Here is a 12862-nt window from a genome sequence, read left to right as displayed (position 1 = left end):
CTTACCTATTTATTCCACGTTGATTAATCCACCTTTGGTATTTAGCCGCGTTTCTGTTGTGTTGTGCTAAAGAACTTGCAAAATCATGAAAACCAATATTATCTACACTTGCACACATATAATAGTAACCATGTTTTTTGTAGTTTAAAACTGCATCTATTGATGATACATCTGGCATTGCAATTAATGATGGCGGTAAACCTGTATTTTGATACGTATTATAAGGCGATTTAATTTTAAGATCGTTATTAAGTACACGTTTTACAATAAAGTCATCACCTTTAAGTTGTTTAATCGCATATATAACTGTAGGGTCTGCCTGTAAATGCCAACCATCTCTTAACCTGTTTAAATACAAACCAGCTACAATTGGGCGTTCGCTTTTTTGCGCAGTTTCTTTTTGTACGATAGAAGCCAAGGTAATAACTTCCTTTTTTGATAAGTTTAGTTTTTTAGCTTTAGCTAATCTTGCTGTATTCCAAAAGCGATTGTATTCAATAAGCATTTTACTGCGGAATTTTTCAGCAGAGGTGTTCCAATAAAATTCATAACTATTAGGAATATACATACCTAACGCATTTTTTTGATTGAAACCATTTTTCACTAAAAAGTCTTTCTCTCTCATTACTTTTACTAAAGAAGTGGAGTCAGTTTCAATTTGTTCTGCAATTCTACCTGCCAGTTTTTCTAATGAATCTTGATTGTTAAAAGATAATTTTATAGGAGTTTGGTTTCCGCTCCTTAATAAGTTTACCAAATCGTTTAAACTCATTCCTTTTTTAAGAATGTATTTTCCGCCTTTCGGTTTTGTGAATTTTTTCTTTTCGGCAACCCAAATAAAGTTTTCAGGTTTATCGATGTAATTAGATAGCTGTTTTTTTAATCCATCAAAAGTATCATCAGATTTTATATAAATAGCGCCGCTTTTAGTAACCGCATTGCCAAATATTTTCTGATAAAAATTAAAACCAATAGTTCCGCCAATTAAAAATATAATGGCAATAGCTATGTATATTATTTTCTTATTCATTTATCAATTGAAATAAAATTTCGTCTTTATATATATTGTTGCTTAGAATCCAATCTTTTTTAACACCGATTTCTTTAAAATTGTGTTTTGTAAAAAGATGAATGCTGTTTTTATTATCGCTTGTAATATTAGCGTATAATTGGTGTATTTGTAAGTATGTAAAACAATAGTTGTTTAATAGTTGTAAAGCTTCAGATGCAAATCCGTTTTGTTGATAATCAGGGTGAATTAAAATTCCGATGCCGGCTCTTTTATGCTGCGGATTAAAATCAAAAACATCAATCATACCAATAGCATTTAACGAAGTGTTATCTTCAATAACTAGGCGTAATTGTTTTGCTTCATATATATCTAAATGGGCATTTTCTAAATATTGCTTTAGAATAAATTTAGAAAACGGTGCTTGCGTATGGCTAATTTCCCAAAAAGATTCATTGTTTTCTATTTGAAATAGAAACTCCAAATCATAGGGTTCAAGCGCTCTTAAATTTATATGTGTACCTTTTAATGTATTCATTACAATTCAATTTCGCCTTTAAAGACAAAAAGGGCAGGTCCTTTTAGAAAAATATTTGTGTAATTTCCGTTTTCTTCATCAAAACTAACTTCTAATAAACCGCCTTCTACAGGTAGTTTAATTAAAGTTTCAGTTGTTCTTTTAGTAGCGTGCATTGCAATAGCAACTGCTGTAACGCCTGTTCCGCAGGCTAAAGTTTCATTTTCCACACCTTTTTCATAGGTTCTAACCCTAAAAGTATTGTTGTTTATTTGTTGTGTGAAATTAACGTTGGCACCAGGAGAATCGTAACTATATCTTATTTTTTTCCCGTTTTCAAAAACAGGGTAATTATCTAAGGATTCAACTATCTCTACATGATGTTGTGTGCCTGTAAATGCATAAACAGCGTCTTTTTTTATGTTGATTTCGTTTACGTTTACCATGTGTAATGAAATAATGCCATTGTCAATTTCGGCATAATGTTCACCATCAAAAGCAGTAAAAGTTGTTTTACGATCAATAATGTTTAGTTTTTTAGCAAAGGCAACGGCACATCTTCCGCCATTTCCGCACATAGTTTCGCTTCCATCTGCATTAAAATAAATCATTCTAAAATCGGTTGTGTTGTGATTTTCAATTAAAATCACGCCATCGGCACCAATTCCAAAATTTCTATTACATAGTTTATTAATAAAAGCAATGTTATTTTTCGGAAATATTTTTGTGCGGTTATCGACTATAACAAAGTCGTTACCTGTTCCTTGGTATTTGTAAAAAACTAAATTCATAAGAAGCAAATATACAAGATTTCTAATGAATTAAAATGTGTTAAATAGCGGTTAAAATCCGTTAAAACAACGTTAAACAACTTTTTTGAAAATGTTAAAATATTATATTTGAATAGATAAATTTTGTAAGCAAATGAAAAAAACAATTAAAACATTAGGAATCGCCATTTTAGGAGGCGTAATTACACTTGCAGGATATAAGATGTTTATTGAAAGTCCGCAAGAAATAATTCAGGTGAGCGAAATACAATCACCATTAAAAACAATACCAGCAAACTATTCATCAACAGTCATTAATTCGGAATTAAGTCCTACTGATTTTACCGAAGCGGCAGATAAAACAGTGCATGCAGTAGTGCATGTTAAAAATACAGCGGTAAGAACACAGCAGAATCCGTATGCGCAACTTTTCGGGCGAAGCGGTACACGTAAATATGAGCAAGTAGGAACGGGAAGTGGAGTTATAATTTCACCTGACGGATATATTGTAACCAATAATCATGTGATAGAAGGAGCGAGTGAAATTGAGATTACCTTAAATAATCGTAAAAAGTTAAAAGCTGTTTTAGTAGGAACTGATAAAAGTAATGATATTGCTTTGTTAAAAGTAGCTACAGACGAGGATTTACCGTATTTACCTTTTGGTAATTCTGATAATGCAAAAATAGGAGAATGGGTTTTGGCAGTAGGAAATCCTTATAATTTAACATCAACAGTTACAGCAGGTATTGTAAGTGCAAAGGGAAGAGATTTAGATGGAAATAGAAATATTGAAGCTTTTATTCAAACAGATGCAGCCGTAAATCCTGGTAATAGTGGTGGAGCTTTAGTAAATACTAGAGGAGAATTAATAGGGATAAACACAGCAATATCATCTAAAACAGGTTCTTTTATTGGGTATTCTTTTGCAGTGCCATCTAACATTGCTAAAAAGGTAGTGGATGATTTGTTAGAATTCGGATCTGTACAAGAGGCTATAATTGGTATTAGCGTTGATAATTCAATAAAAGATATTGAAGGTGTTAAAATAGGTGAAATAGAAAGTAATAGTGAAGCAATAAAAGCAGGTTTATTAGAGGGGGATATTATAACCAAAGTAAACAATATTAAAATAACTAAGTTCTCTGATTTGAAAGGGCAATTAACGGCAAAAAGACCAGGAGAATATGTAAACTTAACGGTTACTAGAGATGGTGAAGATTTAATGAAAACTGTTAAGTTGGCTAAAAAAAGTACATTCACCTCGTTTTCTTTCGGAGTACAATTAAAAGATTTAACATCAAAAGAAAAAAGAAAGTATAATATAAAGCAAGGTGCAAAAATTACGGCAACTAAAAACAAAGGGTTTCAGTATTATAAAGTAGGTGCAGGTTATATTTTAACTAAAATAAACGGTAAAGAAATAACAAGTGCTTCTGAAGCTGTTACTGCTTTAGATGCTTATACTGGTAATCAACAAATGATACTAGAATTAATGAGTCCTGAAGGTAAAAAAGAATATTTTAGATTTTAAAACATATAGCTAAAAGGTACAAATGTCGTTGAAAATTATTTTTTAGCGACATTTTTCTTTGATGAAACTATTTATGAAACCGTTTGAAATCCTTATTTTTACAGCAAATTTTAAAAAAATTAGTTAACACACAACTATGTCAACAATAACAAATTACGAAAGTGAAGTAGTAGGTCAAGCGCAAGTAAGACGAGCTACGGTTGAGTTTATTAATATCGTTAATGATTTATGGTACGATAAATCTATAGAATTAGTATTATTTAGAAATCCGTTAGTAGATAAAAGAGCTAGTGAGGTTTTAAATTTAATAGATTATGCTAGAGAATTCGTAGCAAAACCAATTTCTATAAACGATGCTTTAGAAATAGCAAAAGCAATACAATCTATCGATTTACCAGCATCAAAATTAGATATCGGTAAATTAGCATACGAATATCATTTACAAGACGATGACAATGCTGATAAATTAGCTTTTGTACAAAATCAATTAAAAGACGCTACACAGGCAGAAAATATTCAGCCTAAAGATGTTGTGTTATATGGTTTTGGACGTATCGGTCGTTTATTAGCGCGTGAGTTAATGAGTAAAATGGGTAAAGGTTCTCAATTAAGATTAAGAGCAGTTGTTACTCGTGGTGAAATTAACGAAGCAGTATTAGAAAAAAGAGCATCTTTATTAAGTATCGATTCAGTTCACGGAGATTTTTTAGGAACTGTTCAAGTTGATGTAGATAACAATGCGTTAATTATTAACGGAACTACAGTATATATGATTTCTGCTGGTAAACCAGAAGATATCGATTATACTAAATACGGAATCAACGATGCATTAATTATAGACAACACAGGTGCATTTAAAGATAAAGAAGCATTAAGTCGTCATTTAGTACCAAAAGGAGCAAGTAAAGTATTATTAACTGCGCCAGGTAAAGGAATTCCGAATATCGTACACGGAGTAAATCATGCCGAAAACAACCCTGATAATATAGATATTTTCTCTGCAGCCTCATGTACAACCAATGCAATTACACCAGTTTTAAAAGTCTTAGAAGATAACTTCGGAATAAAAAAAGGACATTTAGAAACAATACATGCTTATACTAATGATCAGAATTTAGTAGATAATATGCATAAAAAATACCGTAGAGGTAGAGCAGCAGCTTTAAACATGGTAATTACAGAAACTGGAGCAGGTAAGGCTGTTGCAAAAGCATTACCAGCTTTAGAAGGTAAATTAACATCAAGTGCTATTCGTGTTCCAGTACCAAACGGATCATTAGCAATATTAAACTTACAATTAAATTCAAGCACCACGGTAGAAGCTGTAAATGCTATTATGAAGCAATATGCTTTAGAAGGTGATTTAGTAGAGCAAATTCAATACTCATTAAATAATGAATTAGTATCATCAGATATAGTTGGTACAACAGCTCCTTCAATTTTTGATAGTAAAGCAACTATTGCAGATGGTAATACAATTGTAATATATGTTTGGTATGATAATGAGTACGGGTATTCTCATCAAGTAATGCGTTTAGCAAAGCATATCGCTAAAGTTAGACGTTATACATATTATTAGCATAATATAATAAATTAGTAAAAATAGGTCAAAACATTTTTTGTTTTGACCTATTTTGTTATATTTGAGGATTATAACCCCTAACTCCCCAAATTATGAGAAAAGTATTCCCTATGCTTTTGTTGTTGCTAAGTGTCGTAACAACATCTTTTTCGCAAGAAATTAATGAACTAGATTTTTTAACGTCAGGTAAATGGCAGGTTGAGTCAGTACAAATCGGTGATGAAATTCAAAATTATTCAGATGATAACAGTTGGATGGTTTTTCACAAAGATGGTAAGTACCAAGTTGTAATGAGTGATGATGAAAAGAATGGTAATTGGAAGTTTGTAGAAGCTACCAAATCTATTAAATTAGAAGGAGATGAAAGTTTAATTGATGGTTTAAAAATTAAGCTATTAAATGACAAAGAGCTTTTGTTTTCTGCAACAGAAGGAGATATCGTTTACTCGATGAAATTAAGAAAATAATATATAAAGCATCATATATTAAAAAAAAGACTAAAGCGAAAGCTTTAGTCTTTTTTTTGTTAAAAAATTAGTATGTATTTTAAATTTTGGTTTTTAATTGTAAATAATTAAATTTATTAACTTTATTTTTAAGAATAAATTATATTACTGAAGGTTTTATGTAGTAGTGAAAACAATCTATACATAAAATGATACCATCTATACAAAAGTGTTTTTGTAAAGCGTTTTTTCGTTGCATATTTGTAGTATAATACACAGGGAAAATCATATTGATAAATTGGGGGATTAATCAATATGGAAAATTTTAAAAAAGCATCACTTATTTTAGGTGATGCTTTTTTGTTTGTGTTTTTTTAGTGATTGAGTTAAAAATCAATTGCACATATTACTACTTGTATATGTATTAGTGATTTCTATTTTAAACAACTACACAACTTTTGTTATTGACGATTAATACCCAAAACTTTTTCTTAAATTAGCTTTAAAATTAAAGATATGAAATTATTTTTTCCTTCTATTTTAATAATATTAATGATTGCAACAACTAATGCGCAAACAAGATTACCATATTACGAGATTCCGGAAGCAGCAACGGAATATACTGCAGGAGCAGTTGCTAGTAGAATCATAGACGGATTAGGTTTTCGTTATTATTGGGCAACAGAAGGATTAACAGTTAAAGATTTGGATTTTAAGCCAAATAAAGAATCAAGAAGTTCAATGGAAACAATAGATCATATTTTAGGCTTATCTCAGGTTACTTTAAATGCGATGTTAAAGAAACCGAATGGAGAAAAACAACCTGAAATGACATTTACAGAGAAACGTAAAAAGACGTTAGAAAATTTAAAAGATGCAAGTGATATTTTAAGAGTAAGCAAAGATGTATCACAATATAAAATTATATTTGGAGAAAAAGAATTCTCGTTTTGGAACACTTTAAACGGACCAATATCGGATGCAACTTGGCACGTTGGTCAAATAGTTTCTTTTCGTCGTTTTTCTGGGAATCCAATATCAAAAGGAATTCAGTTTTTAACAGGTACAGTAAAAAAATAATATATTGTTAGTCCTACTATTTTAATGACAATTCAACAACAAATACAATCGCTTCGCGATGAACTAAATCTGCACAATTATAATTATTATGTGTTAGATAATGCAACTATTTCAGATTATGATTTCGATATAAAACTGAAAGAGTTGGAAAAGTTAGAGTTAGATAATCCACAGTTTTTTAATTCAAATTCGCCAACGCAGAGAGTAGGAGGAGAAATTACTAAAAATTTCGAAACTATTACTCATAAAAACAGAATGTATTCTTTAGATAATTCTTATTCTAAAGAAGATTTACAAGACTGGGAAAAGCGCATTCAAAAAATGTTAGGCTCTGATGATATTGAATATACATGCGAGCTTAAATACGATGGCGCATCTATAAATTTAACCTATGAAAAAGGTCAGTTTGTAAAAGCGGTAACACGAGGAGATGGTTTTCAGGGAGATGATGTAACCACTAATATTCGTACTATAAAATCAATCCCGTTAACACTTAATGGTGATTTTCTTGCTGATTTTCAGATGCGTGGAGAAATCATCTTACCTCTTGAAGGATTCCGTAAAATGAATGAAGCAAGAGTTGTAAATGGAGAAGAAGAATATAAAAACCCTAGAAATACAGCAAGTGGAAGTTTAAAATTGCAAGACAGTGCTGAGGTTGCAAAACGCCCATTAGATTGTTTTTTGTATCAAGTAGTTACAGAAGAACGTAAATATAAAACACATTATGAGAATTTAGAGAATGCTCGAAAAGTAGGTTTTAAAGTGCCAGAAACAATTACACTAGCAAAAACTATCGATGCTGTTTTTGATTTTGTAAATAACTGGGATGTTAAAAGACATGATTTGCCATATGAAACAGACGGAGTTGTAATTAAAGTTAATAATTTACAACAACAAGAAGAACTTGGGTATACGGCAAAAGCACCGCGCTGGGCAATAGCTTATAAGTTTAAAGCAGAACAGGTATCAACAGTTTTAGAAGAAATAACGTATCAGGTAGGCCGAACAGGAGCTATAACGCCAGTAGCAAATTTAAAACCTGTGCAATTAGCAGGAACTGTAGTGAAAAGAGCTTCGTTACATAATGCTGATCAGATTGAAAAATTAGATATTCGAATAAATGATACTGTTTTTGTAGAAAAAGGAGGTGAGATTATTCCGAAAATTATAGCAGTAGATGTATCAAAAAGACCTGATGATTCTGAACCTACAAAATATGCAACCAATTGCCCAGAATGTAATACCGAACTTATAAGAAATGAAGGTGACGCAAAACATTACTGTCCGAATGAGTTTGGGTGTGCACCACAAATTACAGGAAGAATTCAACATTACATCAGTAGAAAAGCCATGGATATAGATGGTTTAGGAGGAGAAACGGTCGATTTATTGCGTAAAGAAGGATTGATTGAGAGTTATGCTGATTTATATGATTTAACAGTTGATCAGATAATTCCGTTAGAGAGAATGGCTGAAAAGTCTGCTAGAAATATGATAGCAGGAATTGAGAAGTCAAAAGAAATTCCGTTTGAAAAAGTACTGTTTGCTTTAGGAATTCGCTTTGTGGGAGAAACTGTAGCAAAAAAACTAGCAAAGCATTTTAAGTCGATAGATAATTTATTAGCGGCCGATTTAGAAACGCTAATTTCTGTAGATGAAATAGGAAGTAGAATAGCCCAAAGTATTATCGATTTTTCAAACAATTTAGAAAATATTCAATTAATTAATAGGTTAAAAACTCACGGAGTTCAGTTAGAGGTTTCTGCAGAAAGTTTAGAAGGTCAGACAGATAAACTTGCTGAAAAAGTATTTGTGGTTTCTGGTGTTTTTCATCAAATGAGTAGAAATCAACTTAAAAAAGCTATTGAAGATAACGGCGGAAAAGTAAGTTCATCAATCTCTAAAAAAACAAGTTTTATTGTTGCTGGAGATAATATGGGACCAAGTAAATTAGCGAAAGCAGAAAGTTTAGGTGTTTCTATTATTTCTGAGCAAGATTTTATCAATATGATTAATTAAGAAAATATTTTTAAAAACATAAATTTACTCAAACTCATATTGTAATATGACAAAACAGATTAAAATAACGATTGCATCCATTATTTTTTTATTAGTAGTTATTATAGATGTGTATGCGGTGATAATTCAGGATAAAAGTTTAGAAATGATTTTTAAACCTTTACTAATGACAACCTTGGTAATAGTTTATTTACTATCTGTTAAGAAACCTAATTTCTGGTTGGTTTCAGCATTGTTTTTTTCATTTTGGGGTGATGTATTTTTATTAGATAAAACAAATTATTTTGTATTCGGATTGGCTTCTTTTTTAATAGCACATGTTTTGTACGTAAAAATGATTTCTAAATTTTTAGCAAAAAAATCTATTGTTAAAATATTAAAAGCAGCGGTGATTTTTGTGCTGTTGTTTTTGGGAGTATTGTATTTAATAAAAGATAATTTAGGAGAAATGTTAGTTCCTGTAATTGTATACGGAATTGCAATTTCAGGTTTTGGTACTTGTGCTTTGTTAAATTATCAACAAGAAAAATCATTAGCAAATTTATGGTTATGGCTAGGTGCTATCTTGTTTATAGTATCCGATAGTTTAATTGCTTTAAATAACTTTTACAGTCCAATGTATTTCTTAGATTTTTTAATAGTTGTTTTGTATATTGTATCTCAATATTTTATATGTAAAGCGTTAATTTTAAAATAGATGTAAATGTCTCTCAGAGTTATTGAGCTTATATTAAGAACATTTTTTTTTATTGTTTCCGCAATATATTTATATGTAGTTTTTATGGGGATAGATATTTTAAAGCCATTTTTAATATCCTTACCAGTAATTTTTCTAGGTACTCTCTATGTGTTAAAAGTTAAAAAGAAAGATATTTTAGTAGTAATAGCTTTTGTTTTAACGATATTAGGAAGTGTTTTTAGCACTTTTAAAGAGTTTTACTTGTTAGCAGTAGTTTTATCTTTATAGAGCACTTGCTATTTATAAAGCTAATAATAAGTTATATAAAACCTAAAGAAAGAGGTTTAGTGCCTTTGTATATCTTGTTGTTTTTAGCTTTTTTTATACTACTATTTTTAATGATTTATGGAGAGGCAGAAAGAGATATAGGTTATATAGTAGTTCTTGTTTATGGTTTTACAGCGTTTTCTTTAGGCGCATTAGCTTTTGCTAATTTTTTATACAAAATGAACAAAGCTAATTTTTTACTTCTTTTAGGTTTTTTTATGAGTATTGCTTCAGATTCGGTGTATGCAATTGATTTACTCGATGAAAAAAATTCATATTATTTGTTTTTAGCGGAGTTGCTGTATTGGTTTTCTTATTATGTTATTTATACAGGATTTACTAATAAAAATAAAAAAGCAATAAAACAATAATTGTTAAAAATTAGATGTCTTCTTTTTTAAGGTTTGAGTATGTATAAGTTATGAGAAATCCCTTATTAAAGGATTTTTTTTCTGTTTACAAATATTAGTATAATTGCAGAAAAAAGAGTTACTGTAGCGCTTATAAATAAAATCCCGCCATCATTATTATGTTCAATACCTAGCTTTGTTAAATGAGCAGTAATTGCTCCGCTCATTAAACCTATTGTTAATACAGCACCTAACCATAAGTGTTTAGGTGTAAATAGTAATACAACGGCGACAAACTCTAATATGCCAGTTATTATTCTCATAAAAGCTTCATTTTTACCAGCTAACTTGGTAAATAACTCAATACTCTCTTGTGCACCGGTAAACTTAAAAAACAATGTTTGTATCATAATAATACTAATAAGTAGTTTTAATAAAAAAGGAAAATATTTTTTCATTTATATTAAGTTTATGTTATAGACGGTCAGTATTTTAACGCCTTACATTTATATAAAAACTCTTTTTTTTTGAAGTTATTATACCCTTAGTATTTGAGTTTGATTTGTAGTAAAAATTAATAATAATATTCTAGAGAGACTATATCATAGGGAGTTAATTAAATTGAATATAGGAGCTATAAAAAGTGTATTAACAAGAAAAAACTTCTTATTTTTGCCGTCTTTTTAAAGAAAATCAATGTGTACTGTTATTGATAAAAAGTGAAATTTAGAGTTGTTTTTTTATAAAATTCTATAAAACATGATAAGAAAAAGGATACTGTTAGTATTGTTGATGTTGTTTTTTATTGTTTCAGTTACAGATATATTTGCTGTGATAACTCAAAATAAAACAATGGAAATTATATTTAAGCCATTGTTGATGCTTTCACTTATAGCTATATACTTTCTTTCTACTAGAAAAGTTAATTTATGGTTAGTGGCAGGTTTGTTTTTTGCATTTTTAGGTGATGTTCTTTTATTAGATCAAAAAAAATATTTTGTATTTGGTATTGCATGTTTTTTAGTTACACATGTGCTGTATATAAAACTGACAATAGATTTGATAAAGAATATATCCTTTACAAGAATAGTATTTTCGTTAATACCATATATATTATATTTTCTAGCTATAATGTATGTTGTTTATGATAATTTAAAAGATATGTTGGTTCCGGTAGTAGAGTTCGGATTAGTAATATCAATCTTCGGATCAGTTGCTTTTATAAATTATCAAAAACAAAAAACAAAAGCCAATTTTCTTTTGCTATTAAGTGCAACTTTTTTTGTAATTTCAGATGGTTTTATTGTTTTAAATATTTATAATGAGTACAGTAAAATACTTGACTTTTTTGTAATCCTGTTATATATAACAGCTCAATATTTAATAGTAAGAGCAATTATATTAAAAGATAAATATGTAGAGGCTATAAAGTGATATTTTATAAAAATGAGAAAAATAATAATTTTACTTGTTGTATTTTGTAGTGCAGCATGTAAGCCAGAAAGAGTGTCGTTAAAATTTTTAAATGAATTTGTAGTTAAAGACTCATTGAGGTTTAAAAATACAATAATAGGCGGTATTTCAGGAATTGACTTTAATAATAACCAATATTACATGGTTGTTGATGATGCCAAGAATCCTAGAGTTTTAATAGGGAACATATTTGTGAAAAACGATTCAATAAAATCAGTAGATTTTAAGACTATAATTCAAATAGACACTACAAGTCAGTTTTATAAAAATAACATATTAGATATAGAATCTGTTTTCGTTGAAAACCATCAAATTAATTTGGTAAGCGAAGGGTCAATAAATAAGGGTAAAAATCCTAGTGTTTTTAAGATAGATAGTTTAGGTAAGTTTATAGAAAGTGCTAAAATTCCGGCATATTTCTATGCTGGTTCTAAAGCAAAACCAAAGCACAACGGAGCTTTTGAAGGTTCTTCGAAAAGTTACGACAAAAAAGGTTTTTGGGTAGCTATGGAAGCCCCACTTGAAGCAGACGGAGAGGAGTCAACATTTTACGAAACACAATCGCCCATAAGAATAACTTATTTTGATAAGAAAACAACATCAGCAACAAAGCAATTTACTTATCAATTAGAAAAAATAGACAAACCAGCAAAAGGAAAGGTGAACCTAAATGGTGTAACAGCTATTTTAGAATATACCGAAAATAGTTTTTTCGTTGTAGAAAGAATTTATCAAAGTGGTTATGGGTCTTTTGGTAATACGGTTAGGATTTTTAAAGCAACCATTAACGAAAAAACAACAAATACATTAACACTTCAATCTTTAAAAGAAGAAAAGTATATTACTCTTAAAAAAGAATTATTATTCGATTTTACAGATATTAAAGAAGTGTTAACAGATAAAATTATTGATAATATTGAAGGGATTACTTTTGGTCCGGTACTATCAAACGGAAACCGATCTTTAATTTTGGTATCGGATGATAATTTTCAAATATATGGCAAGCAACTCAATCAGTTTTTATTACTAGAAATTGAAGAGAAATAATGTACTTTAGCAGTAGTAATTATTAA

The 12862-nt window shown here is 29.6% G+C and carries 14 protein-coding genes; 10 read left to right on the top strand and 4 right to left on the bottom strand.

Translation table 11 applies throughout. The features are described from left to right. Position 1: 1 nt before the first annotated feature. Genes mltG through dapF form a run of 3 tightly spaced genes read right to left on the bottom strand, consistent with a single transcriptional unit; the run spans position 2 to position 2317 of the window. Positions 2-1030: an endolytic transglycosylase MltG gene (gene mltG / locus P2G10_RS08295; protein ID WP_275316072.1), complete on the bottom strand. Its 1029-nt coding sequence runs from the start codon at positions 1028-1030 to the stop codon at positions 2-4. Continuing rightward, positions 1023-1547, bottom strand: a complete 525-nt coding sequence (locus tag P2G10_RS08290) for a GNAT family N-acetyltransferase (protein WP_275316071.1) — start codon at positions 1545-1547, stop codon at positions 1023-1025. Before P2G10_RS08290 ends, mltG begins: the two co-directional genes overlap by 8 nt. Further along, positions 1547-2317 carry a diaminopimelate epimerase gene (gene dapF / locus P2G10_RS08285; protein WP_275316070.1) on the bottom strand — a complete coding sequence of 257 codons (771 nt, stop codon included), beginning with the start codon at positions 2315-2317 and terminating at the stop codon, positions 1547-1549. The genes P2G10_RS08290 and dapF overlap by 1 nt, the downstream gene beginning before the upstream one ends. A gap of 133 nt (positions 2318-2450) precedes the next feature. Between dapF and P2G10_RS08280 the strand changes: the two genes are divergently transcribed. The 8 genes from P2G10_RS08280 to P2G10_RS08245 all read left to right on the top strand — a co-directional run bounded on the left by P2G10_RS08280 (position 2451) and on the right by P2G10_RS08245 (position 10337). Continuing rightward, entirely contained in the window at positions 2451-3830 is a 1380-nt protein-coding gene (locus tag P2G10_RS08280; protein WP_275316069.1) for a trypsin-like peptidase domain-containing protein, read from the top strand. 136 nt (positions 3831-3966) lie between these two features. Further along, positions 3967-5409 (top strand): glyceraldehyde-3-phosphate dehydrogenase, encoded by a 1443-nt coding sequence (locus tag P2G10_RS08275; protein WP_275316068.1) that lies wholly within the window; start codon positions 3967-3969, stop codon positions 5407-5409. Between the two features lie 95 nt (positions 5410-5504). Beyond that, positions 5505-5879 carry a hypothetical protein gene (locus P2G10_RS08270; RefSeq protein WP_275316067.1) on the top strand — a complete coding sequence of 125 codons (375 nt, stop codon included), beginning with the start codon at positions 5505-5507 and terminating at the stop codon, positions 5877-5879. A gap of 495 nt (positions 5880-6374) precedes the next feature. Beyond that, positions 6375-6938 (top strand): hypothetical protein, encoded by a 564-nt coding sequence (locus P2G10_RS08265; protein ID WP_275316066.1) that lies wholly within the window; start codon positions 6375-6377, stop codon positions 6936-6938. Between the two features lie 24 nt (positions 6939-6962). Further along, positions 6963-8960 (top strand): NAD-dependent DNA ligase LigA, encoded by a 1998-nt coding sequence (ligA, locus tag P2G10_RS08260; RefSeq protein WP_275316065.1) that lies wholly within the window; start codon positions 6963-6965, stop codon positions 8958-8960. A 46-nt stretch (positions 8961-9006) separates the two neighbouring features. Next, entirely contained in the window at positions 9007-9657 is a 651-nt protein-coding gene (locus tag P2G10_RS08255) for a lysoplasmalogenase (protein ID WP_275316064.1), read from the top strand. Positions 9658-9663: 6 nt separating this feature from the next. Continuing rightward, positions 9664-9927: a hypothetical protein gene (locus P2G10_RS08250; protein WP_275316063.1), complete on the top strand. Its 264-nt coding sequence runs from the start codon at positions 9664-9666 to the stop codon at positions 9925-9927. A gap of 5 nt (positions 9928-9932) precedes the next feature. After that, positions 9933-10337 (top strand): lysoplasmalogenase family protein, encoded by a 405-nt coding sequence (locus P2G10_RS08245; RefSeq protein WP_275316062.1) that lies wholly within the window; start codon positions 9933-9935, stop codon positions 10335-10337. A 65-nt stretch (positions 10338-10402) separates the two neighbouring features. Here the strand turns inward: P2G10_RS08245 and P2G10_RS08240 are convergent, their stop codons facing one another. Beyond that, positions 10403-10774, bottom strand: coding sequence for a DoxX family membrane protein (locus P2G10_RS08240; protein WP_218772806.1), 372 nt, complete (start codon positions 10772-10774; stop codon positions 10403-10405). A gap of 394 nt (positions 10775-11168) precedes the next feature. Between P2G10_RS08240 and P2G10_RS08235 the strand changes: the two genes are divergently transcribed. Then, positions 11169-11750 (top strand): lysoplasmalogenase, encoded by a 582-nt coding sequence (locus tag P2G10_RS08235; protein WP_218772805.1) that lies wholly within the window; start codon positions 11169-11171, stop codon positions 11748-11750. Between the two features lie 12 nt (positions 11751-11762). Further along, a complete protein-coding gene (locus P2G10_RS08230; RefSeq protein WP_275316061.1) occupies positions 11763-12836 on the top strand; it encodes an esterase-like activity of phytase family protein in 1074 nt (357 codons plus the stop codon). Positions 12837-12862 lie beyond the last annotated feature (26 nt).

The organism is Tenacibaculum bernardetii, assembly GCF_029125915.1.
Classification (GTDB): Bacteria; Bacteroidota; Bacteroidia; order Flavobacteriales; family Flavobacteriaceae; genus Polaribacter; species Polaribacter bernardetii.
This window is presented reverse-complemented; position numbering and strand designations above follow the sequence as displayed.